The organism is Pseudoalteromonas sp. A3 (assembly GCF_025942345.1).
Classification (GTDB): Bacteria; Pseudomonadota; Gammaproteobacteria; order Enterobacterales; family Alteromonadaceae; genus Pseudoalteromonas; species Pseudoalteromonas atlantica.
Genome location: NZ_JAPCKL010000005.1, coordinates 178,291 through 203,016 on the forward strand (window position 1 = coordinate 178,291; position 24,726 = coordinate 203,016).

General features: G+C 41.0%; 24 protein-coding genes. 10 read left to right on the forward strand and 14 right to left on the reverse strand.

The window, feature by feature from the left end:
* Positions 1-9 precede the first annotated feature (9 nt).
* Positions 10-684 carry a response regulator gene (locus OIZ54_RS11270; protein ID WP_029773415.1) on the forward strand — a complete coding sequence of 225 codons (675 nt, stop codon included), beginning with the start codon at positions 10-12 and terminating at the stop codon, positions 682-684.
* 18 nt (positions 685-702) lie between these two features.
* On the opposite strand, the gene OIZ54_RS11275 is transcribed toward OIZ54_RS11270, so the two are convergent.
* Positions 703-1,557: a PA4780 family RIO1-like protein kinase gene (locus OIZ54_RS11275; RefSeq protein WP_024034251.1), complete on the reverse strand. Its 855-nt coding sequence runs from the start codon at positions 1,555-1,557 to the stop codon at positions 703-705.
* Between the two features lie 254 nt (positions 1,558-1,811).
* On the opposite strand from OIZ54_RS11275, the gene OIZ54_RS11280 reads away from it, so the two are divergent.
* Both OIZ54_RS11280 and OIZ54_RS11285 read left to right on the forward strand, forming a co-directional pair.
* On the forward strand, positions 1,812-2,087 hold the full coding sequence (locus tag OIZ54_RS11280) for an EF-hand domain-containing protein (RefSeq protein WP_004587403.1): 276 nt from the start codon (positions 1,812-1,814) through the stop codon (positions 2,085-2,087).
* A gap of 11 nt (positions 2,088-2,098) precedes the next feature.
* Positions 2,099-2,551, forward strand: a complete 453-nt coding sequence (locus OIZ54_RS11285; protein WP_004587402.1) for a hypothetical protein — start codon at positions 2,099-2,101, stop codon at positions 2,549-2,551.
* Positions 2,552-2,679: 128 nt separating this feature from the next.
* On the opposite strand, the gene OIZ54_RS11290 is transcribed toward OIZ54_RS11285, so the two are convergent.
* From OIZ54_RS11290 to OIZ54_RS11310, 5 genes are all read right to left on the reverse strand, one after another.
* Positions 2,680-3,981 carry an MFS transporter gene (locus OIZ54_RS11290; RefSeq protein WP_264390429.1) on the reverse strand — a complete coding sequence of 434 codons (1,302 nt, stop codon included), beginning with the start codon at positions 3,979-3,981 and terminating at the stop codon, positions 2,680-2,682.
* Positions 3,982-3,985: 4 nt separating this feature from the next.
* A complete protein-coding gene (locus OIZ54_RS11295; protein ID WP_264390430.1) occupies positions 3,986-5,926 on the reverse strand; it encodes a putative bifunctional diguanylate cyclase/phosphodiesterase in 1,941 nt (646 codons plus the stop codon).
* A 145-nt stretch (positions 5,927-6,071) separates the two neighbouring features.
* A complete protein-coding gene (gene yghU, locus OIZ54_RS11300) occupies positions 6,072-6,911 on the reverse strand; it encodes a glutathione-dependent disulfide-bond oxidoreductase (RefSeq protein WP_264390431.1) in 840 nt (279 codons plus the stop codon).
* Between the two features lie 90 nt (positions 6,912-7,001).
* Entirely contained in the window at positions 7,002-7,583 is a 582-nt protein-coding gene (locus OIZ54_RS11305) for a rhomboid family intramembrane serine protease (protein ID WP_264390432.1), read from the reverse strand.
* 104 nt (positions 7,584-7,687) lie between these two features.
* Positions 7,688-8,371 (reverse strand): type 1 glutamine amidotransferase domain-containing protein, encoded by a 684-nt coding sequence (locus tag OIZ54_RS11310; protein ID WP_064386837.1) that lies wholly within the window; start codon positions 8,369-8,371, stop codon positions 7,688-7,690.
* 164 nt (positions 8,372-8,535) lie between these two features.
* Here OIZ54_RS11310 and OIZ54_RS11315 point away from each other — a divergent pair, with 164 nt between their 5' ends.
* Positions 8,536-9,459: a LysR family transcriptional regulator gene (locus OIZ54_RS11315; RefSeq protein ID WP_024034243.1), complete on the forward strand. Its 924-nt coding sequence runs from the start codon at positions 8,536-8,538 to the stop codon at positions 9,457-9,459.
* 12 nt (positions 9,460-9,471) lie between these two features.
* Here OIZ54_RS11315 and OIZ54_RS11320 read toward each other — a convergent pair whose 3' ends face one another.
* The 5 genes from OIZ54_RS11320 to OIZ54_RS11340 form a co-directional block, all read right to left on the reverse strand.
* Entirely contained in the window at positions 9,472-10,206 is a 735-nt protein-coding gene (locus OIZ54_RS11320; protein ID WP_029773421.1) for a dienelactone hydrolase family protein, read from the reverse strand.
* Positions 10,207-10,283: 77 nt separating this feature from the next.
* The gene (locus OIZ54_RS11325; protein WP_154944794.1) at positions 10,284-11,615 is read right to left on the reverse strand and encodes a glycerophosphodiester phosphodiesterase family protein; all 1,332 of its coding nucleotides are present in this window, start codon (positions 11,613-11,615) and stop codon (positions 10,284-10,286) included.
* A 55-nt stretch (positions 11,616-11,670) separates the two neighbouring features.
* Entirely contained in the window at positions 11,671-12,534 is an 864-nt protein-coding gene (locus OIZ54_RS11330; protein WP_264390433.1) for a carboxylate/amino acid/amine transporter, read from the reverse strand.
* 103 nt (positions 12,535-12,637) lie between these two features.
* Positions 12,638-14,773, reverse strand: a complete 2,136-nt coding sequence (locus OIZ54_RS11335) for a M3 family metallopeptidase (RefSeq protein ID WP_096042068.1) — start codon at positions 14,771-14,773, stop codon at positions 12,638-12,640.
* 212 nt (positions 14,774-14,985) lie between these two features.
* Complete coding sequence (locus tag OIZ54_RS11340) at positions 14,986-15,192, reverse strand: hypothetical protein (protein ID WP_004587392.1); 207 nt, start codon at positions 15,190-15,192, stop codon at positions 14,986-14,988.
* A gap of 197 nt (positions 15,193-15,389) precedes the next feature.
* Between OIZ54_RS11340 and OIZ54_RS11345 the strand changes: the two genes are divergently transcribed.
* The 6 genes from OIZ54_RS11345 (at position 15,390) to yegD (ending at position 22,358) form a co-directional block, all read left to right on the forward strand.
* Complete coding sequence (locus OIZ54_RS11345) at positions 15,390-16,253, forward strand: mechanosensitive ion channel family protein (protein ID WP_024034237.1); 864 nt, start codon at positions 15,390-15,392, stop codon at positions 16,251-16,253.
* A 410-nt stretch (positions 16,254-16,663) separates the two neighbouring features.
* The gene (locus tag OIZ54_RS11350) at positions 16,664-18,940 is read left to right on the forward strand and encodes a TonB-dependent receptor (protein ID WP_096042067.1); all 2,277 of its coding nucleotides are present in this window, start codon (positions 16,664-16,666) and stop codon (positions 18,938-18,940) included.
* Between the two features lie 106 nt (positions 18,941-19,046).
* A complete protein-coding gene (locus OIZ54_RS11355) occupies positions 19,047-19,346 on the forward strand; it encodes a hypothetical protein (protein ID WP_004587389.1) in 300 nt (99 codons plus the stop codon).
* 53 nt (positions 19,347-19,399) lie between these two features.
* Complete coding sequence (locus OIZ54_RS11360; RefSeq protein ID WP_264390434.1) at positions 19,400-20,056, forward strand: HAD family hydrolase; 657 nt, start codon at positions 19,400-19,402, stop codon at positions 20,054-20,056.
* Positions 20,057-20,089: 33 nt separating this feature from the next.
* Positions 20,090-20,932: a DNA ligase gene (locus tag OIZ54_RS11365; RefSeq protein ID WP_264390435.1), complete on the forward strand. Its 843-nt coding sequence runs from the start codon at positions 20,090-20,092 to the stop codon at positions 20,930-20,932.
* A gap of 61 nt (positions 20,933-20,993) precedes the next feature.
* Positions 20,994-22,358: a molecular chaperone gene (gene yegD / locus OIZ54_RS11370; RefSeq protein ID WP_264390436.1), complete on the forward strand. Its 1,365-nt coding sequence runs from the start codon at positions 20,994-20,996 to the stop codon at positions 22,356-22,358.
* A gap of 11 nt (positions 22,359-22,369) precedes the next feature.
* Here the strand turns inward: yegD and OIZ54_RS11375 are convergent, their stop codons facing one another.
* From OIZ54_RS11375 to OIZ54_RS11385, 3 genes are read right to left on the reverse strand one after another with little or no spacing between them, the layout of a single operon-like run.
* Complete coding sequence (locus OIZ54_RS11375; RefSeq protein ID WP_004587385.1) at positions 22,370-22,834, reverse strand: methylglyoxal synthase; 465 nt, start codon at positions 22,832-22,834, stop codon at positions 22,370-22,372.
* Between the two features lie 60 nt (positions 22,835-22,894).
* Positions 22,895-23,536, reverse strand: a complete 642-nt coding sequence (locus OIZ54_RS11380) for a LysE family translocator (RefSeq protein ID WP_121637156.1) — start codon at positions 23,534-23,536, stop codon at positions 22,895-22,897.
* Entirely contained in the window at positions 23,533-24,726 is a 1,194-nt protein-coding gene (locus OIZ54_RS11385; RefSeq protein ID WP_055252998.1) for a multidrug effflux MFS transporter, read from the reverse strand. The genes OIZ54_RS11380 and OIZ54_RS11385 overlap by 4 nt, the downstream gene beginning before the upstream one ends.

A 24,726-nucleotide genomic window follows, 5' to 3' on the forward strand; every position in this document is an offset into this window, starting at 1 on the left:
AGGATAAGTATGAGTGAGCAAATACTCATTGTTGAAGATGAAATAAAACTTGCCAATTTAATGAGCGACTTTTTAACAAGTCATCATTATCAAACGCACCTTATTCATCATGGTGATGAAGTACTTAGCTGGCTTGAAAGTAATAAGCCAAGTGTTATTTTATTAGATATTATGTTGCCAGGGCAAAGCGGTATAGAGCTGTGCAAAGCGATAAGAAAGTTTTCTAATGTGCCCATTATTATGGTTTCGGCAAAGGTGGAGGAGATTGACCGGTTACTCGGACTTGAACTGGGCGCCGATGACTATATTTGTAAACCGTTTAGTTATGCTGAGCTGGTGGCGCGAGTAAAAGCAATTTTAAGGCGTGTTAATACCACAAAAGAGCCGGTAAATAATGCCATGACACTGGACGAAAGTACTTACAGTGTAAATTATAAAAATAGCAGTATAGAACTTACTAATTTTGAATTTCAGTTATTTAAGCCTTTGTATTCAAACCCTAACAGAATTTATTCACGCGATAGCTTAATGGACACCATGTACGCAGACCAACGTATAGTTAGCCACCGCACTATAGACAGCCACATAAAAAAGTTACGTAAAAAGCTTGATGAAGTAACGCAAACCGACAGCGTTATTCAGTCGGTTTACGGTGTGGGCTATCGGTTTGTTCACCCTCAATAGCTAAACGTGAGCGCAGTTTTACTCATCGTCAGCGTTTTTAATACGCTCTAAACGGTCGAACTCTTCGTATTCGGCCGCTTGTATTTCATCGAGTACCGCATCTACGTCTGCAGATTCGTTACTGTCTTCAAATTCTCCGCTGAGCACAGTGTTTGGCGTTAAGCTGGCCTCTTCAAACAGTGCCCACATTTCTTTAGCGTAATGAGTGTTTAATAGGCTAGGTGCAAACTGCGCATAATAACGACGTATGTTGTTTACATCGCGCGTAAACATTGCTTGCGCACTGTTATTGGCTGCGGCGTTTACAGCTTGCGGAAGGTCAATAATTACAGGCCCTTTACTATCAACAAGTACGTTAAATTCTGATAAGTCACCGTGGATAATACCAGCGCACAGCATTAATTTAATATAATGAACCATCATACTGTACTGCTCAATAGCGTCTTGCTGTGTAAGGGTCACATGCCCTAACTGTGGAGCAACATCTCCGTCTTCATCGCACACAAGCTCCATTAACAACACACCATCAATACAGTAATAAGTATCAGGAACTCTGACGCCAGCGCGTGATAAACGTGAAAGCGCGTCTACTTCTGCATTTTGCCAAATTTCTTCTTCTAGTTGTCGACCATAACTTGAGCGTTTACCCATGGCGCGGGCTTGGCGTCCGCCTCTTACTTTTCGGCCTTCTTGATACTGAGCTGCCTTTTTAAAGCTGCGTTTAACGGCATCTTTGTAGACTTTAGCACAGCGAATTTCGCCACCGCTGCGTACCACAAATACATCCGCTTCTTTACCGCTCATTAAGCGGCTTATCACTTCATCAATTAGGCCATCATCAACGAGTGGCTGGAGGCGTTTAGGTATTTTCACTGCGATACAACTAGAAAAATTGGAAGATTAAACATGTATGTTAATAAGTCCTTAGTATGTTAGCTCTCAAAACAGGTGTTGAAAGTGGTTTTAAGTAATTAGTTATCACAATAACCGAAATACCGAATAAGGTAAAAATAACATGATAAAAATCGGATTTATTTTTATTTCCTTATTGTTTGCACAATGTTTGCGTTTTTTAAGCGTACTTTATATTCATACCCTTTATTAATATTTAACCCAAGGTGACCACGATGAAGCATTTTTCTACTTTTGCCGTTGCTGCATTATTATCAATGGCTTTTTCAGCCAATGTTGCAGCCAGAGGCGGTGATAACCCACCACCTAAACCTGACTTTTCAAGCATAGATGCAGATGGCGACGGTGTGATTAGCCTTGCAGAATTTAGCGAAAGTGCGCCACCGCAAGGCGATGCGCAAACTATTTTTGACGAAATAGATGCCGATGGGAATGGCGAAATTAGCGAACAAGAATTAAGTGAACACAAGCCACCACGCCGCGCACGTTAAGGGAGAAAAATATGATCAACAGTATTGGTAGCTCAGCGAGTTTTATGACTCAACAATCTAGCCAAGTAAGCGCTTTAACTTCAGAGCAAACTGAGTTTGTTAAAGAAACACTTGCAGAATTTGATGCACAAAACCTAAGTACGGAAGATGCGCAAAGTATTCAAGCCGCATTTGAAGAGCAGGGGATCTCGCCGACAAAAGAGTTGGCTGATTTAATGAGCGAACTTGATTTTGACGCTAAAAGTATTGGCGATGCAGGACGCCCTGAAGGGCAGCGCCCGCCACCGCCGCCGCAAAACTCGCTAGAATCTGTTGATACTGACGAAGTGGTTAGCTACTTAGATGAGTTATTAACTGAGTATTCAAGCCAGCTATCTGATGAAGATAAAGAATCAATTCTTTCATCGGTACAAGAAAAATTTGGTTTAAGTGAAGGCGATTCACTGCTAAATGTAACTGCTTAGGTGTTATAACTTGAGGTAAAGCTGACTGTTTATCCTTAGGTCTTAAGTCCAAAGCCCGGCAATTATTTTGTTGGGCTTTTTTAATATACCAATTCGCTTAATTGAACACGTATTATTGTGCATTGGTATTACTCCGCTTGAGGCAAAAAAATCGCGCTAATAGCACCTAACAAACCGAGCAGGCTATACAACAAAATAAGCTGTGCGGTTGATAAAAATGCTTCTATAAGCCCTATACTGCCTAACATTAAAAGCAAAATGCCTATTACAGTATTACTAACCGACACGTAATCAGTGCGTTTATTGCCTTGTGCCATATCCACTAAATAGGTTTTACGCCCGAGCCGTACGCCTTGATGAGCAATGCAAAGCAAAAAATAAAAACCAGGTATTACCCAAGCATATTCAAACAGCTGGCTATACCATGTGGCTATTACAAACACGCTCACGCCGTTTATGGTGACAAGTAACGCACTGATCACAAGCACCTTTTGGCTAGAAAAATCGCTGAGTCTTCCCCATATTGGCCCAGAAATTAAACTTGCTAAGCCAGACACGGCTAAAAATACTGCCAATAATGAAAATTCAAACTGCTGAGAGCTTGCTAAAATAATATAAAAAGGCGCGCTTAGGGCTGAGCAAAGTAAAAAGGCGCGGGTAATTACAAAGTGTGCAAATTGTTTATCTTGATAAAGCAGCTTTAATTTACTTAGCGCATTTAAAAAGCCATTTCTACCGCCTTGTGTCGCCCCTTTGTATTCGTTTATGCGGCTATAAAAAAGTGCAGCAACAACCCACAAAACAGCGCCTAAACACAGCGCAATTAATACCGTATTTTGCTCTTTTTGCCCCGAAAAAAACCACATCATTAAACCAAAAGTGAGTGTTGCAAAGCCGGCAATACTTGCCGCCAGGCCACTAATATTGCCCCGCTTCTTTTTAGGAATAACTTTACCTAATACATCTTTAGCGGCAATAGAATTAAACCCGCGGGCGAGGCTAAAGAGCACCAGCAGAGCTAAAATTGCATAGCCAGCCTGAGTGCCTTCTAACACAAATGAAACACCAACCATAGCGCCAATACATAAAGCTTGGGCAAATGCACCGCAAACCCATACCCACTTTCTTACAGAGAGTTTACGGATAATATTGGCTATCGCTAATTGTGGTAATAAAGAGCCAGATTCTCTTATAGGCACCAGCCACGCTATAAACGCGCTTGGCACGTTTAAGCTTTGCATTAACCAAGGCAGAGTGACTTTAGGGTTGAGGAGGGCATCGGCAAATTTACTAAAAAGCTGGCTTGTTAATAAAAGAATAAAATTACCGGCCACCTCTTTGCAGTCATCTTCGTTTATGTCTTTACAGGCGCGTGCGTCTTCATCGTTGTTAAGGCGTTTATAGACTTGCTCTTTAGTGAGTTTTTTCATACTGCTAGCTACACAATTTGTTTTGCTCTTTGAGGTACGAATCTACAAAGTGTTGTTCCATAGGTTTAGAAAAGTAGTAACCTTGTAGGTGAGACACGCCAATTTCTTTTAGCATGTTGGCTTGCTCTAGGGTTTCTACACCTTCGGCAACTACTATAAAATCAAGTGTTGAGGCCATTTGCACAATCGCATGAATTATACTTAAGCCTCGCTTATCCATATTTTGAATGAAACTTTTATCTATTTTTACTATGTCTACACCAATATCTAACATGCTCGACAAGGATGAGTACCCAGTACCAAAGTCGTCAATAGAAATACAAAATCCTTGTTTTTGAAGCTCTTTTACTGCTGCTAAAAAGGTGAGCTTATCTTCAGCAAACACAGATTCAGTGATTTCAAGGTGTAGGTTTTCTGGCTTTACACCGTATTGATCAACGATATTTACAACCTTAGTGACAAAATCAGGGTCTTGAAGTTGTATTACAGATACATTAACGCTCACAGCAATAGGGGGTTGTACGTTTTTAAACGTGCAAGCTTGCACACACGCTTGCTCAATAACCCATAAGCCAAGTTCGGTTATGAGGTTGTATTGCTCGGCAATGGCAATAAATTCATCAGGAAATATCGCTTCGTTATTTAATTGCCAGCGTAAAAGTGACTCAAACGAGGTCACCTTCGCTGTTTGGCTATCCACAATAGGCTGAAACACTAACCGCAAGCCGTTGTCTTTTATTGCACTTGCTAAGCGTTTACTGAGCAATTGTTCGCGTTCTTGTTGGCGCTTTAAGTCATTGTTGTAAATATTTACGCAGCCTTTGGCAATACGTTTTTGATGGTACATAGCTAAATCTGCTGAACGAATTAACGCACTTAAATCGCCCTCATGCTCAGGAAATAACGCTATGCCAATAGTGGCAGATACCCAGCTTTGGTATTTATATCGTTCATGCTCGGCACGAATGCTTTTAATAACCTTTTTGGCAAAACCAAATAAGTCTTGTTCATCCTCATAGGTTGTTAAAATTAAAAATTCATCTCCGCCCCAGCGGCATTTGTATAAGTGGCGGGTGCAAACGTTAGTGAGTCGCTCGGCTATTTCTTTAAGTACTTGGTCGCCAACTTTATGACCCATAGAGTCATTAATTTGCTTAAAGCCATCTAGGTCTACAAAAAGTAAAGCGAGTTTTTCCTCGGGGTGATCTGCCAGTTGTTTATTTGCCACTTTTAAAAAAGCGGTGCGGTTTAACAAGCTTGTTAGCGGGTCAGTATTTGATAAACGGTAAATTTCTTCTGTGCGTGTTTCTACTTTGCTTTCCATCTCGTTAAGTAGTTCGCGGTTTTGATTTCGTAATTTTATGGCTGTTTGGGTAAATGTGGCCGACTTATAAGAAGAGGCGACCATAATTGCCGAAAAAGTAATGCCCAAAAAGCCTAATACATAGTGGTAATAGTCATCAGATAAGGTTAGTACTACAGAGTAAGGCATTAATAAAATAATGCTGTAACACACCGAGGTAAAGCGACTACCCGAGAGCAAATTGGCTGAGCCACCAGCAAATGCCGACAAAATAGCTATTGTGGTGGTAATTTCAACGGTGGATGAGCTTTTATGAAACCACAGTGCGTAACATGACCACGAAATCGCGGTCGCTATACACCCCACCGAAAAGCGTTTTAAAAAGCTATTTGCATTAAAAGGCTGGTTAACTTCTTTGGTGTAGTTAAAGTAAATAACATCCATTAGCCTTGCTGCTAAAACAACCAGCATGAAAAAAAGCCAAATTATTTTTTCTTGATTTGTTCTCTCATCCGTTAGGTCAAATGCAAATACAAGTACAAAGCTAACTAACGCCGAAACACCAATGCCAGATAAAGCATTAGAATATAAAAGTTTTACGGCTTCTCTGCGTTCATCACTATTTAAATTTTTATATTGCACTCATTAAAGCCTTATGAAAAGTAATGCGGGTAAAGCAGGTTACATTTTATAAAAACACAATAATAAATATAGTTTAATGACAGGGAAAATGCAGATTTAAATAAAAAAATGCCCATAACACAATGTCTTGTTATGGGCTGTTAGATTAAAAGTCGCTGGCGTTATGTCGTTCGCTAAGTTGCTCTTCTTCAGGGCCCCAGGTGCGATTAACACGTTGACCACGTTTAACAGCGGGGCGCTTTGCTATTTGCTCTGCCCAGCGCATTACATGAGTGTAAGAGGCAACATCTAAAAACTCAGCGGCGTCGTATAATTTTCCAAGCACCAACGAGCCATACCAAGGCCAAATGGCAATGTCGGCAATAGAATATTCACTACCCGCCATGTATTCGTTTTCACTTAAGTGGCGATTTAATACATCGAGCTGGCGTTTAGTTTCCATAGTAAAACGGTCTATTGGGTATTGCATTTTTGTTGGTGCGTAGCTATAAAAATGACCAAATCCGCCACCTAAATAAGGCGCTGACCCCATTTGCCAAAATAGCCAATTGCGGCACTCGGTCTTGGCTTTAAAATCTTTTGGGATTAGCACATCAAATTTTTCTGCCAAGTATTGTAAAATTGAACCTGACTCAAAAATGCGTGTTGGTGGCGTGGTAGAGTGATCCATTAGCGCAGGAATTTTAGAGTTTGGATTAATATCAACAAAGTCTGAGCCAAATTGGTCGCCTTCGCCAATGTTAATTAAATAGGCATCGTAGTCGGCATCGGTTAGGCCAAGCTCTAATAACTCTTCAAACATAATGGTCGCTTTTTGGCCATTAGGCGTGGCTAATGAATAAAGTTGAAACGCATGCTTGCCAATGTCTAAGGTTTTGTCATGAGTGGCGCCGGCAATAGAGCGGTTAATATTAGCAAATTTACCACCACTTTCGCTGTCCCACGTCCAAACTTTAGGCGGCGTGTATTCGTGTTCATTACTCATAAATAACCTCAATTTAAAAATGTAATTAATTTATATACTCATAGATAACAAGCTGGGGGCGTAAAAAATTAATTAAAGGCAATGAAAAAATTATCGTGCTTTTAATTTATCTGCTTTGGCAGGTTTATACCCTAAAAAGAACCCACTTAACGCTCCAAAAAGGTGGCTTTCGAACGAGACATGAAAGCGTTGTGGTAGCACGCCCCAAATAAATCCGCTGTAAAGCACTGCCACTACTAGGGCAATAACAATAGACTTAAACGAGCGCCTAACCACGCCATAGCACAGTATAAATCCCCATAAACCATAAATAACGCCGCTTAATCCAACATGAAAACTACTTCGACCAAAGGCCCACACTAATAGCCCGCCAATTAACGCAGTAAATATAAACACGGTATAAAAGCGTTTTACACTGTATTGGCAAATTAGCCAGCTAAGTACAGCAAAAGGCAACATGTTGCTAGCAAAGTGCCACCAGCTGCCATGTAAAAATGGGGCGCATAAAATACCGATTAACCCTTGAACGCTGCGAGGGTAAATACCTAAACCATTAAGCGTAATGCCAGGTAAACTATTGATCACTTGTAGTATTAGGCATATAAAAACTACGCTAAATATTGCAAATCGAGTACTGGTTATCAGTGAAGATGATGATGGGGTAGTTGGCATATAAACGCTTTAGTAGGATTGTTTTGTACCAGTATAGGAGTATGTTTTCGCTATTAAAAGCGATTTAATAAGCGCGGCGTTATACGCCGCGCACAGGGGTTATTTTAACCTAGTTTAGTTAATAGTTTTTTCGCAGCAAGCTCTGAACTTGCTGGGTTTTGGCCTGTAATCACTAAACCATCTTCGAGCGCTAATACGCCCCAGTCGTCGGTTTTTTGATAATCGCCGCCTTTTTTAATGAGTTCATCTTCAACTAAAAATGGCACTACGTCTGTTAATTGCACGGCGGCTTCTTCTGAGTTAGTAAAGCCTGTTACTTTTTTACCGGCTACGAGCGCATTGCCCTGTGCATCTTTAACATTTAAAAAAGCGGCACTTGCGTGGCAAACAGCCGCTACTGGCTTTTGCTCTTTTACAAACTTTTCAATAAGTGAGATTGAATCGCTGTTATCTACTAAATCCCATAGTGGGCCGTGGCCGCCTGGGTAAAATACCGCGTCAAAGTCGCTGGCGTTTACTTCACTTAATACTTTGGTGTTTGCCATAAGTGTTTGTGCTGCGCTGTCGTTATCATAGCGCTTTGTTGCATCGGTTTCAAAGTCAGAAAGCGTGCTGGTTGGGTCAATTGGCGGTTGGCCACCCGCAGGGGATGCAAGTGTTACCTCTGCACCAGCATCAACAAATGCATAGTAAGGTGCTGCAAATTCTTCTACCCAAAAACCTGTTTTTTCGCCTGTGTTGCCAAGCTCTGAATGTGAGGTAAGTACCATAAGTATTTTTTTAGCCATAACAATATTCCTTCGATTAGTGAGTAAATTAAAGCTTGGTGTTAACCAAGGTGCTGTAATAACTATATGCACTTAAAAGGATTTAAACAACGATGATAAATTTAACTTTATTGGTTTAATTATTGATACAATTATTGGGTTGAATAATCATTGGTGGGTTTGTGATGAAAGTGTCGTTTGAGCAACTTAAAAGCATGGTGGTATTTGCGCAAATTGTCGAGCAGGGCAGTTTAACCGCGGCTGCAAAGCAGTTGGGGTTAACGCGTGCGGTGGTAAGTTATCACCTTAAAAAATTAGAAACGCAATTAGAAGTTACGCTGCTAAATCGCTCAACCCGCACTATGGCTTTAACTGAGGCGGGCATTGCGTATTATGAGCGCTGTAGAGTGATCACAGAACAAGCAAACGCAGCTAATCAGCAAATAGAAAACATTAAAAGTGAGCCACAAGGAGTATTAAAAATTAGCTGCCCTGTTAATGTAGGCATGCAACTAATTGTGCCGGCAATTAATACGTTTAAACGCCAATACCCCAAAATTGAAATAGACCTGCAACTAACCGATGATGTGGTTGATATTATAAAAAACGGCTTTGATATTGCTATTCGTGGGGTCGCTTTAAGTGACTCAAACTTACAAGCCACTAAACTAACCACCATGAGTACCTGTATTTGTGGCTCAGCTGAGTATTTTGAACACTTTGGCAAACCTAAAACGCCAGCTGAATTAGCCTTACATAAATGGGTGGTGTACCAACTTAGCAGTAAAACATTAACCCTTAGCAAAGAGGGCAAAAAATACGATGTAATACTACAAGGCGGCATAAGCACCAATAATGCCGCTGCGCGTACCGCGTTTGTAGAGGCTGGGCACGGGCTTGGGCGCATTCCGTTGTATGATGCGTGGCCTAAAGTGCAAGCAGGGCTGTTAGAAATAATACTCGATGATTATAAAACAAAAGATATTGAGCTTTATGGCGTGTTTCCACCTGGGGCGGCAGGCTCCAAAAAGCTCAGGTTGTTTATTGATTATTTAAAAGCCTATTTTGTTAAACAGCATACTGCACTGGGCATGCTAAAAAGCACGTAAAACCGCACTTAATTACAAAGTACGATTAAATAATGCAACCGCTTGCTGGTACATAGTAATTGCAAGCGCGGCATCGTAACGCTCGCCCTCATCACGCATAAACGCATGCTGTGCGTTTACTTCTTGCCAGTGGTAATTAATACCCGTGGCTACACATTGCTGGTAAATTTTACTTCGGCCTTGTTGCGGTACATGTGGGTCTTGCTTACCCCAAATAAAGTGTATTTCACCTTGAATATCAGCCATGCGTTCAAACGAATTGTTACCTGCATTAGCAGTTAAGGTATCACTATGAATATCGGTGGCGTATAAACAAAATGCAGCTTTTATGTGTGGGTTTAATGCGGCTCTGTAAGCTAAATGCCCACCAATGCACACACCCATGGCGCCCACTGTGCCAGTGCAGTAATCTTGGCTTTGTACAAAGTCGATGAGTGCTTGTGTGTCGCTGTCGTGGTGCTCAAGTGGCTTTTGCCATTTATCGGCATTGCCTTTATCTTTACCCGCGTCATCGTACGCAAGTACAGTACCAATCGGGTTTAGCTCATGAAATACCTCAGGCACTAACACAACAAAACCATGGCTCGCTAAAATAGCAGCGCTGCGCGCAATAGGTGCGGTTTGCTGAAAAATTTCAGAGTAAAAAATAATACTTGGATATTGGCCAGCTGCTTGTGGGCGGTAAACGGTAGTACGCATTAAGCCTGTTGGGGTGGGTAGGTCGGTATTATGGTGTTGGATTATCATAAAAGCGCTCAGTTAAATAATTAATAAGGTTATGGTAACTGAGCGCAAAAAAATAAACGACCACTGATACTGGTTTTTTAAATGCTTGCAGGCATTTTATTACAACTTGCGTAGTAGCTTACGGTCGCGGGCCAATCCGAAAATATACCCATAACCCCAACATCCTGCGCGAGTACATCAACCACCGTCATCATGTCGCCATCGTTATCGATAACATCGGCGATTGATTGATAGTAGTAGCCACCGCCCTCGTTAAGAGGCCCCGAGCGCTCAAGGCTCCATGCTATCAGTTCAAGCCCTGCAGCTTTTGCGTCAATGGCGTATTGTGAGGGGACAATATTACTTTCGTTGTCTATGGTGAGCATCATCCAAATAGGGGGCGCTAATATTTTAACGCCATCGGCTACTAGCTCTTCCATACTTGGTTGCCATGTTGCAGGGTTACTTGGATCAAAGCCCGCTTCGCTGTCACGGCCATCTAAATATACGCTTTGATTTGCAAAGTCGGGGTTGTTATTTATCCAATATTTCACATCATCAAGATTAAACGATTGCGGGTACACATCACTGCTTGGTACGTCCAATTGCGTGTACTCATCAAGCATTTTTTGCGCGTATTGCTGTTGTGTCATTCCCTCAAAAGGCATGCTCACTTGCGGCGATTTTAGCTCTGGGGTCATTTTTACACCCAAGCTTTTAAATAACTCAATACTTTGTTTATGAGTTACTAATGTTCCACTTGTGGCGTATAAATCGGTGCGCCAGCTGGGCGTGCCCTGCATATATTCACCAACAGTAGTGGCTTGGGTGTTGGCGCCATCCATTTTACCTTCAAGCGTTAAAAATTCGCTCAGGCTGATATCGCTTGTGCAGCATTTAGCGGTGGCAGGCGTGCCACTGGCCGCGTTAGCTGGAGTAAAAGGCACACTGCATTTAGCGGCAAGTTCATCAATGGCTAATATATTGGTGGTGGTGTGCAAATCGCACTGAGAGTGGCGACACACGAGCTCTTTGTCGCTGGTAAAGGTTACATCGCACTCGACAATACCTGCACCCATACGCGCCGCAGCTATATAAGACTCCTTGGTATGCTCAGGGTATTGCATTGGCGCACCACGATGCCCAATAGAAAAATCTGTACGGTAAAATGGCCCATCTGTACACGATTCTAATTTTGTTTTTAAATCGCTCTGTGCCATATCGTTAATAAGGTAGTCGGCACGAGTACCTAATTGAATATCAGGCGCCTCGCCTTTTGCAACTTCAACAATTACAGGCGTCGGTACTTCAACAACCTCAACGGTGGTATTGGTAACGACTACGTCTTTTTCTACAACTTCGACATCGTCGTCGCAGCCGCTCAGTAGTGCAAGTATTACTGAGCTTGTTATTAGGGTGAGATGTTTCATGTTTGTTCCTTAACGTTATTTTATTCAACCCTAATCGCATTCAATGACAAATTAACTACAAGGATGTGACGTTCTGTTTATTTGTCCCTATTTGATTAATTACCAGTGCCGCTAACATAATTGCACCCCCCATACTTAAGCGCATAATGTCGGCATTTTTATTCCATATAAGCACGTTAACAATAATACCGGCAGGAATAAGCACGTTGTTCATAACGGCTAATGCTCCCACATTTACTTTTGTTGCCCCTTTGTTCCATAAAAAGTAACCAAGGCCCGAGGCTACAATACCTAAATATATTAAAATACCCCACTGGGTAGGTGTACTCGGTAATTTGCTTGTATTGCCAAATAAAGCGTAGCAAGCACTTGCCACTACTAAGGCGCCAATAAAAAACCAACCAAATACGGTTTTGTCATCCAACTGATTAGTGGCCATTAAACGTTTATAAGTTACTTGTCCGGTGGCAAAACTAATATTGGCACCTTGAACCAGTAATAAACCGATGATGAAATGACTATTGAGGCTTTCCCAGCGAATAGCTACCGCGCCCAGTACGGCAATAAGCGCAACTGTAAAAAAGCGAGGGTTAAAATGCTTATTAAGTGCATCGTTTAAAAGCGTTATATAAAGCGGCGTCATAACGGTAAAGAGCAACACTTCGGGTACGCTTAAAAATAAAAAGGAGTGATAGTAAAAGCTGTACATAACACCCAGTTGCACAGCGCCTATCAGCATTAGCTTAATTGCGAGTGGTTTTGAGGTAAGTTTAGGTTTTAAAAAGGGTAAAAAAACCAATGTGGCTAATGCAACTCGTATTAATACGCTAAACCACGCATCAACTTGGCCTGCTAGGTACACACCAATTAAACTAAATGAAAAAGCCCAAAGTAGGGTAACTGCAAATAAATAGCCCATAATTGTCGTTTTTTATAATTTATAGTGTGGCTAGTTTATCTGTTATAAACAATAAAAGCCCGCAAGCGGGCTTTTATAAGGTTAAAATTAATAAACGAGGTTATTAATCAACTAAACCACGGCGCTTAAGAAGTGCGTCTGTCGTTGGTTTTTGGCCTCTAAACTCAATGTAGCTTTGCATTAAGTCGCGGCTGTTACCTTTTGATAGGATTTCTTCACGGAACTTGTCACCGTTTTCACGGGTTAGGCCACCGTTATTTTCCATATGTGCAAACGCATCGGCTGCAAATACTTCAGTCCATAGGTAGGCGTAGTAACCTGCTGAGTAACCACCGGCAAAAGTATGGCTAAAGTAGTTTGATTTATAACGCGGTGGCACTGGGTAGTAATCAATACCGTGTGCTTTTAGCGCATCGCTTTCAAACTTTTGAACATCACTGATTTTTTTATCAGAACCAAATGAATGCCATTCCATATCAAGTAAAGCAGCTGCTAAGTATTCAGTAGTACCAAAGCCTTGGTTGAATTTTTGCGATGCTAATACTTTATCAAGTAATGCTTGTGGAATTGGCTCACCCGTTTTGTAATGCTTAGCGTAGTTAGCAAGTACGGTAGGTTCAATCATCCAGTCTTCGTGTGCCTGTGAAGGAAATTCAACAAAGTCACGTGCTGTAGCAGTACCCGCTAGGCTTGGGTATTTAACATTTGAGAATAAACCGTGCGCAGCATGACCAAATTCATGGAACATAGTCGATACTTCGTCGAAGGTCATTAGCGTTGGCTCACCTTCAGCTGGTTTTGGAATGTTTTGTGCGTTGTAAATAACCGGTTTAGTGCCTTTTAAGCCGCTTTGGCTTACGTATGCACTCATCCATGCACCGCCACGCTTACCTTCACGTGCGTATGGGTCCATGTAAAATAAACCAATAGCGCTGCCGTCTGCGTTAAATACTTCGTACGCTGTTACATCTTCGTGGTAAACAGGTAAGTCTTTACGCTCTTTAAAGGTGATACCGTAAAGCTTGTTCATTGCGAAGAATAAACCATCATGGATCACAGAGTTCATTTCAAAGTAAGGCTTAACTAGCGCAGGATCTAGGTCGTACTTTTCAGCACGTACTTTTTCTGCGTAAAACGCCCAGTCCCATGGCTTAAGCTCAAAGCTTTCCCCAGAATCATTAATTACTTTTTGGATAGCGGCCGCTTCTGCTTTGGCTTTTTCAACAGCTTTTGGTGCAAGGTCATCTAAAATACCGTACACGTTATCGGTTGTTTGTGCCATACGCGAAGTCATTACATACGATGCCCAATCTTTAAAGCCTAACAGCTCTGCTTTTTGTGCTCGCAGGTTCGTTTCTTCAATAATGATAGGGCCGTTAGTTTTAGCGGCACGGTTTGTAGAGGCTTTAAAAATTTGCTCGCGTAGCTCACGGTTTTCAAGGCTTGATAAGATAGGCTGCTGAGTGGTATTAACCAGGGTGATCATGTAGCCGTCTTTGCCTGCTTTTTTAGCTGCGGCTGCAAGGCCTGCAATTTCACCTTCAGATAGGCCAGCAAGTTTAGATTTGTCTGTAACAACAATAACGTCTTCTTTAAACGATTTTAAAATGTTTTGAGAGAACGCAGTAGATAGCTCTGCAAGCTGAGCGTTTATTTCACGCATTTTTGCTTTTTCAGCATCGCTTAACTTAGCACCGGCTTTTACAAATTGCTTGTAGTAGAAATCAACTAAGCGTTGATCTTCAGCGTTAAGCGCATCTTTATTGTCGTAAATAGTTTGTACACGCTTAAATAACGCACCATTTAGGTAAATGTCATCAGAGTGAGCAGATAATACCGGCGCCATTTTTTTGCTTATACGTTGGTATTCGTCATCTGAAATTAAACCCGATAGGTTGTAAAAAGCAGCAGATACGCGGTTTAACAACTCACCAGATTTTTCCATCTCAACAAGTGTGTTTTCAAATGTTGCTGGTTCTGGGTTGTTTGCAATTGCTTGAACTTGCGCAGTGTGCTGAGCAATACCTGCATCAAAGCCTGCTTCGTAGTCTTTTGTACCAAACTTATCAAACTCTGGTGCCATGTATTGTAATGGGCTTGGTTTGAATAATACATTGTTTGCGTTCATATCTTGCACTTGTGCTGCGCTCTCTTTAGCTGTGTTCTGAGTTTCGTTAGATGAACAAGCAGATAGGATTAGGGCACTAGCAATAGTAGTGGCGATCAGTGTTTTACGCATAATAACTCCATAAAAAGATGAGCCGAAATAGGCTTTTCGAGTCGAAAACCCAGTTAACTTATCAAATTTTGGCGTTTATACAATAAAGTTTATCGGTATTAAGCGGGATTTAAACGCAAATTAGCTACTAAAAATGCGATTTGGAGGTAAAAGTAGCCTTAAAAATAAACGTAAGGCTACTTAAATATTGTATTGTGTGTGTTTTTTAAAGGCTAGTTATAGCCAAGAACAAAGCGTTTTTCAGAACCAAAGCTATTAGATTGCTGGCCAAATTCTTTATTAATAGTAGCAAGTGTTTGTTCTTGCTCAGCAAGAAGGCACAAAATTTTATTGCGGTAATCTAGGCTGCTTTCAAACAAATTTAAATCTACCTGCGGCTGCAAAGTAGCGAGTCTTTGATTTAGAGTAAGTTGTGACATATGTAATCTCCAGTGCTTGTACACTATTTATATAGCACTCGGTGCAATAAAGAGTTAATAAATTGTTTAAACAAAAACGTTAAACCTATTAACTTAGCGTTTTAACACTATTATGCCGTGCTAAGCTTAGCGAAGACTGAACCACACTCATTTTTACTGAACAAATAACAAACAATAAATAATACTTTGGAAAATACATGACGCTCGAACACATTCAACATTATCTCAGCTTGGTTATTTTTACCTATAACGACGTACACATCACTGTGGCTAAGGTTATACAAGTTCCTTTAATTTTATTTGCTATGTGGTTTGTAGTAACGCGCATTGGCAAACTTATTAAAAAAACACTGCTGGCAAAAAAAATCAGCCAAGACGCGGTTCATCTATTTACGCGCATTTATTTTATTTTGAGTATCGCAATATTAATTTTCACCTCGTTAGAGGTTTTAAGTATTCCGCTTACGGCCTTTGCATTTGTATCAGGGGCCATAGCCATTGGGGTTGGATTTGGTGCGCAAAACATTATTAATAACTTTATTAGTGGCTGGATTTTAATGTGGGAGCGGCCAATTCGTATTGGGGACTTTTTAGAAGTAGGTAATGCAAAGGGCGTAGTAGAAACTATTAATACGCGCTCTACCCGCATTCGCCGTAACGATGGTGTGCATATGTTAATCCCTAATTCGCAACTATTAGAAAACACAGTGACTAACTGGACCTTAATAGACGGTAATGCCCGCTCCTCGGTTAGCGTAGGTGTTGCTTATGGCAGCGATGTATTGTTAGTTAAAACGTTAATTCAACAAGTGCTTGATGATCATGATGCGATACTAACAAATCCAAAAGCCTCTGTTTTATTTGACGACTTTGCTGATAGCTCACTGGTGTTTAATGCAATTTTTTGGGTTTGTGCAGAGTCAGAAACCATGCTCAGAAAAGTACGTAGTGATATCCGTTTTAGTATCTATGCTGTTTTTGAAAAACATGATGTGGTGATTGCGTTTCCACAGCGCGATATTCACATTGATGGAGAAATTGCGTTAAAGCGTACTCAATGAATTTAGCCTTTAAAAATTTAGCAAGCATTAACGGGTTTTAACTGCGCGTTTCTAGTTTGGGTTTATTTGTAAAAATACGCAGGTTGCTACTTTAAAGCGGCTTTTGAAAGAAAGGACATATGTCCGTATTGTTAGTCTTTTGCATCTAAAAGCGGGTAAAAAAGCTATAAAATGAGGTTAAATGTTGCAAAAAAGTTTACTTTTTTGTACATATTTATGCAGTAAATTTGTAATACGATGGTATAATCTTCATCGTTCGTTCAGCCTCATTACTCCGTTTTTGTACTCTCGGTGATGAGGTCCGCGCGCCATAAAGCTAGACGCGAAAAATTGTACGAGCCCGCAATGAATACATTGCGCAACACAAAAAACCGTTGAACAAGAGTGCATACAAAAGGTTTATACCCGACATGAAATCATTAAAAAAATCTGCAATAGCGACCATTATTAATGCAGTACTACTATCTGCTGCTGGTACATCTGTTTCGGCTTTTGCTGCTGAAGAAGATACCGCTAAAAAAAGCAATCAACTAGAAGTTATTCAGATTACAGCTCGTAAACGTGTAGAAAACGCCCAAGAAGTGCCAGTTTCAGCATCAGCATTACAAGGTGATAGTTTAGATGCTTATAGTTCTGCAGGAATGGATATTCGCTTTTTAAATGCGAAAATTCCAAGTCTCTCAGTTGAATCTTCATATGGTCGTACGTTTCCACGTTTTTATGTTCGTGGTTTGGGTAATTCTGATTTTGACCTTAACTCCTCACAGCCTGTATCATTAGTTGTAGACGAAATTGTTCAAGAAAGTCCTATATTAAAAGGTTTCCCGGTATTCGATACTGGCCGTGTTGAAGTGTTACGTGGCCCTCAAGGTACATTGTTCGGACGAAATACACCTGCTGGTTTGGTTAAAATTGATTCTGCTCGACCAACACAAGATTTAGAGGGGTACGCTTCGTTATCGTATGGCTCATTTAATTCGATAGACTTTGAAGGTGCTATAAGTACAGGCTTAACTGATAAACTTTCGACGCGGGTTTCTGTTTTAAGGCAAGAGCGAGACGACTACATTGATAATAGGTTAGAAGGGAATATTATTGATGATGCCACCGGTGGTTATCAGGAAACGGCTGCGCGTATACAATTTTTGTACGAAGATGATAATTTTAATGCTCTATTTAACTACCACACGCGTGACTTAAATGGTTCTCCTATTGTTTTTCATGCAAATGCTATTGAAAGCGGAACAAACAACGCTGTATCAGGCTTTGATCCAGAGGTTATAACTCAAGATACTGTCCAATATTCGACGCAAAATGTTGAAAGTCAAGGGGCAAATCTAAAGCTAGAATACGATTTTAATGATTATACATTAACTTCTATTTCTGGGTGGGAAAGTGCTGAAATTTATTCTCGAGCAGATGTGGATGGTGGTTTTGGTTGTGGAAATACCTTTATCCCGGGATGCCCAACTCCTGAAATGGGTCCAGGTTTTATCTTTTTAGCTTCTGAAACTGCAGATGCATTACCAGAGCACGATCAATATTCTCAAGAGTTACGTCTATCAAGTAATTTTGATGGTGATTTTAATTATCAAGTTGGTGCTTTTTATTACAAAGAAGATCAAGTTATAGAAACATACGGTTACGATGGTTTAGGCGCAAACTTTTTGACAGGGTATGTTAGACAAGATCAAGAAACTACTGCTTGGGCATTATTTGGCTCAACAGAGTTTCAATTAACAGAAAAGTTAGAGGTTACAGCCGGCCTTCGCTATTCTGATGATGAAAGGGATTTTACTGCTTCTCGTTATTCATCTCCAGATGCTGTAATTGCTGATTTAACTAAATCAGTCTCACCTGAAGATAGCCACGTTTCATGGGACTTAGCTGCCGCGTATAAATACTCTGATGATGTAAATTTATTCGTACGCGCCGCGAATGGGTTCCGTGCGCCTAGCGTTCAGGGCCGTATTTTATTTAGTGACGATGTTACTGTGGCTGATTCTGAAACTATAAACTCTATTGAAGCAGGTATTAAATCTGATGTTCTAGATGGTAGTGGCCGTGTTAATGCAACAGTTTTTTATTACCAAATGAGTGATCAGCAATTAACAGCTGTTGGTGGTGAATTTGGAAATACAGCTAGATTATTAAATGCAGATAAAACAGTTGGTTATGGTTTTGAGGTTGATACGCAGTGGGTTTTAAACGATGAGTTTGATATGACGTTTAACTTCAGCTATAACAATACAGAACTGCAGGATGATGAGCTATTTGCTTCTGGTTGTTTTGCATGTACTATTACTGACCCTCTAACTGAGCAAGGTTATAGTTTAGATGGAAATAGCTTACCGCATGCCCCTGAATGGATTGCTAACTTTACCCTTCGTTATACTAAAGAACTTGGTGACGGAGAGTTTTATGCTTACACTGATTGGTCTTACCGTAGTGAAATAGATTTCTTTTTATATGACTCAGTAGAGTTTACTGGTGAGGCGTTGCTTGAAGGCGGTGTGCGTGCTGGTTATAAGTGGTTCGATGGAGATTACGAATACGAGGTATCTGCTTTTGCCCGCAATATTACGAATGAAGAAGTATTTATTGGTGGTGTAGATTTTAGTAACAACTCTGGGATTGTTAATGAACCTCGCTTTGTTGGTGCTGAATTTAAAGTTAACTTCTTCTAAAGATAACCTTAAATTTTATTAATTTTTAAAAGCCTGCCTTGTGCAGGCTTTTATGTTTTTATAAAGCTGGTAAAGTAGCGTTAATTAACTTTAATGAGATAGAAAAATGGCTGGATTTTGGAACTACCGTGTAATTTTTTGTGAAGCAACGAAAGATGAAGCAGCGCAATATCAAATACACGAAGTAGAATATAACTTAAATGGCAAAGTAACTAATTGGTCAGAAACAGGCGCAGCACCTTTTGGTACAACGCTAGATGAGCTAGCAGCTGATGCCGATCGTTTAAAAACGGCGCTAGAAAAACCAGTACTTAAGGTTGTGCGCAAAGCCCGAGGCTACGAGCTGGTTGATGTTGAAACCGGTGAGGAAGCATTTGCTGAGCCACCTGCTGGCTTAACAGCATAATATTATAAAGGCGCCTAGGCGCCTTTTTTAACGTCAAAATTTAAGGAATGAGGATGAGCTTAAACGCAGTATTGTTTGATATGGATGGCACGCTAGTTGACTCTGAAAGCATGCACTTTGAGTGCTGGAGCCAGCTGCTTGCACCCTACAATGTAAGTTATAACGAAGTGGAGTTTTGTCAGCGCTTTTCAGGGCGCCCAACGTTAGAAGCAGCAATTGATATTAAAAATGAGCATAATTTAGACGTCAGCGCACAGTTTTTAGCAGATGAAAAATATCGGTTATTTGGTGAATACGTAAAAACTAATTTACCGCCTGTTATGCCTTTTACTGAGCAAACCTTACACGCTGTTAAAAACAGTGGGCTAAAAATGGCGTTAGTAACCGGTAGTGCTCGCAGCGAAGCCATGCCTATTTTAAAAGGGCTAGGTTTTTATGAGTTATTTGATACTGTAGTGACAAAAGACGATGTAACAAATCCAAAGCCAGCAGGCGATCCTTATCTTTTAGCGCTTGAACACATACATGTAGCCCCAGAGCATGCAATTGCTGTAGAGGACACCTTTACGGGCGTTTGTGCTGCAACCAATGCACAGGTTAGAGTCGTTGCGATTGCAAATCATCATACAATTGACCATGACTTTAGTAAGGCGACGTACAAAATGGCTGACCTAGGTGAGTTTTGGCAGTGGGTCGAATCTCAACTATAGTTAAAGCCTTATTTTATTTGCAGGGATGCAGTAATGGCTCAGCTAAAGTACTTACTTTTCATTGTCAGCTTAATTGGCTCATCGCTTGTTTTTGCGGCGCAGCCTCAGGTGTTATTGGCAAAAGTATATGATGAATCTAAACATGGCAATATTAGTGAATACCTCGTTAGTGAAAAATTTGATGGTGTAAGAGCAATATGGACGGGCGATAAATTTATTACCCGTAAAGGAAATGCGATTAACGCCCCGAGTTGGTTTACGGCGCCATTACCAAATGTTTGGTTAGATGGGGAGCTGTGGATAGCGCGCACTCAATTTTCTTTGGTCAGTGGGATTGTAAGAACTAAACGCCCCAGTAATTCAGATTGGCACGCTATACGCTATCAAATATTTGATATGCCAGACTCAACCCTTCCTTTTAGTGCGCGTTATAAAAACTACCAAGCCTTGGTAAAACAAATCAATAAGCAGCATATAACTGCAGTTAAGCAACACCGCTTTACTAGCACAGCCCAATTAACAGCGTACTTTGAAGATTTAACTAAGCAAGGGGCTGAAGGGGTGATGCTGCATTTAGCCAATGCTAAATATAAAAGCGGGCGCAGCAATACATTATTAAAGTTAAAGCCCTATCTTGATGCTGAAGCTGTTGTGATTGCACATTTACCGGGTAAAGGAAAATACACCGGTATGTTAGGTGCATTAAAAGTAAAAACACCTCATGGGCAAATATTTAAAATAGGCACGGGCTTTAGTAACAAACAGCGCCAAACACCTCCGGCTATAGGTAGCACGGTAACGTATCGGTACCATGGGTTAACAAAGCATGACTTACCACGTTTTGCGAGCTTTTTAAGGGTGAGGGAGGGTCATTAGCGTTTATAATTTTGGCAAAGTATGCTAAATTGCGCGGCCTTTTTCTAATGTATGGTGAAGTATGTTTGTAGGTTTTGATTACGGTAGTTCTAATTGTGCCATGGGTGTTATGGAGCAAGAGGAAGTACAGTTAGTGCCACTTGAGCAAGGAAAACATTATTTACCTTCTACTCTTTATACACACCATAGCGCATTAGTTGTCGACTTTGTGGCAAAGCATGTAAAAGGCACTGCCCACGAGCATGACTTTTTAACGCAGCGCCAAGCTTTATTAAATACACTCCCGCGTATTAAGTCAGATCTTGATTTAGAACCTACAGATGAAACGCTTTTTATTGGCCGTGAAGCCATTAGTGAATATGTGGAGTTTCCTGAAGAAGGCTACTTTGTAAAATCACCTAAATCGTTTTTTGGTGCCACAGGCTTAAAGCAAGGGCAAATTAATTTTTTTGAAGATATTGCTACCGCAATGATTTTAAAAATAAAGCAACGCGCGGAGCTTTCACTTAAAACCCCACTTACGCAAACGGTTATTGGTCGTCCAGTTAACTTTCAGGCTGTTGGCGGTGAGCAGTCAAATCAGCAAGCTGTAGGTATTTTAGAGCGCGCAGCTAAGCGTGCGGGCTTTAAAGGCGTGGAGTTTTTATACGAACCGCTTGCAGCAGGGATTGATTACGAAAGTAGTTTAGTGGAAGACCAAAAAGTGCTGGTTATTGATATTGGCGGTGGTACCAGCGATTGCTCGTTTGTACAAATGGGGCCAAGCTTTAGAGGTAACAGTGAGCGCGATAGTGACTTTTTAGCCCACAGCGGTAAGCGAGTTGGCGGGAATGACTTAGATATAGCGCTTAGTTTTCATGGTTTAATGCCATTGCTTGGTTTAGGCAGTACCTTTAAATCGGGCCTACCTTTACCAAACCAACCTTTTTGGCAAGCCTGTAAAATTAATGATGTAAATTTACAAAGTCAGTTTTATAGTGAAAGCCACTACCGAGAACTCACTGCCCAATTACGCGATGTCAGTGCACCTGCGCTTTTCAAACGCTTAATTCATTTACAGCAAAATAAACAGGGCCATCAGTTAGTACAGCAAGGTGAGGCGGCTAAAATAGCGCTTTCATCGGCAGATGTTTTTGATTGCGATCTTCGCTTTTTAGATAATGACCTTAGTAAAAACCTATCGGTAAGCGATTTAGCGGTTGCAGTAGAAAGTAGTATTAGCCAAATAGTAACGTTAGCAAAACAAGCAATTACCGATGCAGGAACCACTCCAGATGTTATTTATTTAACAGGGGGAAGTGCACAGTCACCACTTATTAAAGCGGCGTTAAGTGAGCATTTAGGTGATATTAAAATGCTGAATGGCGATCACTTTGGTAGCGTAACGGCTGGCCTAACAAAATGGGCCAGCATGCTTTATAAGTAGCTTAAAAGGCTTTAAAGACTAATTTGTCGGGTTGCGAGGTATTTTTCGTAATCTGGCAAAGTACGTTCAAGCTCAGTGTCCATTAAAGGCGAGCTTAATAACATGTCGGCGCTGACTTCATTACAGGCCACAGGAATATTCCAAACAGCTGCTAAACGCAGTAATGCTTTAACATCAGGGTCGTGTGGTTGCGATGCCAACGGATCCCAAAAAAACACCAATACATGAATTTCGTGTTCAGCAATTTTAGCACCTAGCTGTTGATCGCCCCCCATAGGACCACTTAATAGCTGAATAACCTCTAGCCCGGTGGTTTTTTCGATTAAATGGCCTGTGGTACCAGTACCGTATAAGGTGTGTCTGCTTAAGGCTTCTTTGTGTTTTTCGCACCATAATTTAAGCGCGGCTTTTTTACCATCATGCGCAACTAAGGCAATATTTTTATTAGCGGGTAGCGATTGTTTTTTTTGTTCCATGCTGCATCTTATTTTGTTGAGTAACCAAGGCTTTGGTTAAGTAATACCAATTTAGTGTAATTAGTATAATAAATTAATGGCCAGTGCAATAAATACCATGCCAGTCACTCGGTCTATCCAAAGTTGGCTATGTGGGTATTTTTTGAAAAATTGCGCTATTTTGTCGCCAAAATAAATATACGTACAGTCAATTGGGAAAGCAAAAATAGGGTAGAGCAGACCAAAAAAAGCTAATTGAAACGTTGCCGATGATAAGCTTGGGTCTACAAACTGAGGGATAAAAGCAATAAAAAATAACGCGACTTTAGGGTTTAATACCTCGGTCATCATGGCTTGAAACATGACATTTGGCTTTTTACTGGTGCTTACATGAGGCTTATCATCACTAGCGCAATCCACGGTATTTGGCTGCGAAAAAGTGCTTTTAATCATCACAAACCCTAAATAGCACAAATACGCCGCGCCTAAGTACTGTACTGCACTATAAGCGGTGGGCGAGGCTTTTAATACCGCGCTTAATCCAATAACAGCAAAAAATGTGTGTATTACTCCACCTAAAGCAAAGCCAAATGCGCTTTGCATACCTGCCGCTCTGCCATTGGCAAATGTTTGCGCCATTAAAAATGCGTTTGATGGCCCAGGGGCCACCGCCATTAAAAAGCTCGCCAGTAAAAATGATGCTAAAAAATCAGGGTTGATCATGTATTAACCGGGTGCAATGTATGGGCTTTTTTACTCATTAAAATTAGCCAAAGTGGTGCCAGTAACAATAAATGAAAAGCAATTAGCCAAGGTGTGCTAAGGCCTAAATATTGCGTTAAAAACACAAGCACACTAGCGCCACTCATTTGCATAGCACCAATTAAGGCAGAGGCTGTACCGGCTTGTTTTGGAAAGCGCGATAACGCCATACCAGCCGCAGAGCCTAAGCTTAGGGCAAAACCAAGTGCTGCAATTAAAATAGGTAGCATAAGCGCAATGGCCGATTCTATATGGCTAAGTGCAATCATCAATATGCCAGAGGCCACCAATACTGTAACCCCAACACGCAGGGCTTTTTGGCTATTACGTTTAATATAAATGGGCGTAATAAAGCTGGCTACAATACTTAATACGGCATTGAGCGTAAACCAAAAAGTAAAGTCGGCAACGGTGCCCCCTAAGTGCGTAATGATCCACCCAGGTGCCAAGGTGACATACACAAGAATCGCCGACATGGCGACCATACACAGTAAGCTATTAAATAAAAATATCGGTGTTTTTAATATTGGCACAAAGCGGCGTAAGTCCAATATATGCCCTTGGTAGTGGCTATCAGCAGGGCGGGTTTCTCTAAATAAGGTGAGCGTAATGACCAGGCCCGCTAATGCAAACAAGGTTAAAAACATAAAGTTCATGCGCCAGCCAAATTGCACGGTAAGCCAAGCACCTAAAATAGGCGCAAGCGCAGGAATAAAACACACAATACCATTTAAATAGGTAATCATTTGCCCGCTGCGTTCGCTGCCGTATTTATCACGTACAATGGCAAAAGCAACCACAAACGTAGCACATGCACCTAACCCTTGCAGAGCGCGTGCAAACATTAATACAGCAAAAGAGGGTGCCATGTAGGCAAGTAAGGCAGAGCCTGCATACAAGCTAACACCTACAACCGCTACCGGCTTTCGGCCAAACTTATCGGCAAGCGGCCCTGCAATCAATTGCCCTAAACCCACAGTAAGCATAAAAATAGCCACTGTTTGCTGAACCTGCTGTTCGGTTACGTTAAATTGCGTGGCAATAGTTGGAAAAGCGGGAAGATAAATATCAATTGCCATAGGGCAAAATATTACGAGTAACGCTAAGATGAGTAATAAAATTAAGTTAGGTTTAGCGGGCTGTGTTTGCAT

Coding starts and splice junctions, on each gene's coding strand:
- OIZ54_RS11270 (WP_029773415.1), top strand. CDS start 10: ATGAGTGAGCAAATACTCATTGTTGAAGATGAAATAAAACTTGCCAAT.
- OIZ54_RS11280 (WP_004587403.1), top strand. CDS start 1,812: ATGAAGCATTTTTCTACTTTTGCCGTTGCTGCATTATTATCAATGGCT.
- OIZ54_RS11285 (WP_004587402.1), top strand. CDS start 2,099: ATGATCAACAGTATTGGTAGCTCAGCGAGTTTTATGACTCAACAATCT.
- OIZ54_RS11290 (WP_264390429.1), bottom strand. CDS start 3,981: ATGAAAAAACTCACTAAAGAGCAAGTCTATAAACGCCTTAACAACGAT.
- yghU (WP_264390431.1), bottom strand. CDS start 6,911: ATGAGTAATGAACACGAATACACGCCGCCTAAAGTTTGGACGTGGGAC.
- OIZ54_RS11305 (WP_264390432.1), bottom strand. CDS start 7,583: ATGCCAACTACCCCATCATCATCTTCACTGATAACCAGTACTCGATTT.
- OIZ54_RS11310 (WP_064386837.1), bottom strand. CDS start 8,371: ATGGCTAAAAAAATACTTATGGTACTTACCTCACATTCAGAGCTTGGC.
- OIZ54_RS11315 (WP_024034243.1), top strand. CDS start 8,536: ATGAAAGTGTCGTTTGAGCAACTTAAAAGCATGGTGGTATTTGCGCAA.
- OIZ54_RS11320 (WP_029773421.1), bottom strand. CDS start 10,206: ATGATAATCCAACACCATAATACCGACCTACCCACCCCAACAGGCTTA.
- OIZ54_RS11325 (WP_154944794.1), bottom strand. CDS start 11,615: ATGAAACATCTCACCCTAATAACAAGCTCAGTAATACTTGCACTACTG.
- OIZ54_RS11330 (WP_264390433.1), bottom strand. CDS start 12,534: ATGGGCTATTTATTTGCAGTTACCCTACTTTGGGCTTTTTCATTTAGT.
- OIZ54_RS11335 (WP_096042068.1), bottom strand. CDS start 14,773: ATGCGTAAAACACTGATCGCCACTACTATTGCTAGTGCCCTAATCCTA.
- OIZ54_RS11340 (WP_004587392.1), bottom strand. CDS start 15,192: ATGTCACAACTTACTCTAAATCAAAGACTCGCTACTTTGCAGCCGCAG.
- OIZ54_RS11345 (WP_024034237.1), top strand. CDS start 15,390: ATGACGCTCGAACACATTCAACATTATCTCAGCTTGGTTATTTTTACC.
- OIZ54_RS11350 (WP_096042067.1), top strand. CDS start 16,664: ATGAAATCATTAAAAAAATCTGCAATAGCGACCATTATTAATGCAGTA.
- OIZ54_RS11355 (WP_004587389.1), top strand. CDS start 19,047: ATGGCTGGATTTTGGAACTACCGTGTAATTTTTTGTGAAGCAACGAAA.
- OIZ54_RS11360 (WP_264390434.1), top strand. CDS start 19,400: ATGAGCTTAAACGCAGTATTGTTTGATATGGATGGCACGCTAGTTGAC.
- OIZ54_RS11365 (WP_264390435.1), top strand. CDS start 20,090: ATGGCTCAGCTAAAGTACTTACTTTTCATTGTCAGCTTAATTGGCTCA.
- yegD (WP_264390436.1), top strand. CDS start 20,994: ATGTTTGTAGGTTTTGATTACGGTAGTTCTAATTGTGCCATGGGTGTT.
- OIZ54_RS11375 (WP_004587385.1), bottom strand. CDS start 22,834: ATGGAACAAAAAAAACAATCGCTACCCGCTAATAAAAATATTGCCTTA.
- OIZ54_RS11380 (WP_121637156.1), bottom strand. CDS start 23,536: ATGATCAACCCTGATTTTTTAGCATCATTTTTACTGGCGAGCTTTTTA.
- OIZ54_RS11385 (WP_055252998.1), bottom strand. CDS start 24,726: ATGCAAACACAGCCCGCTAAACCTAACTTAATTTTATTACTCATCTTA.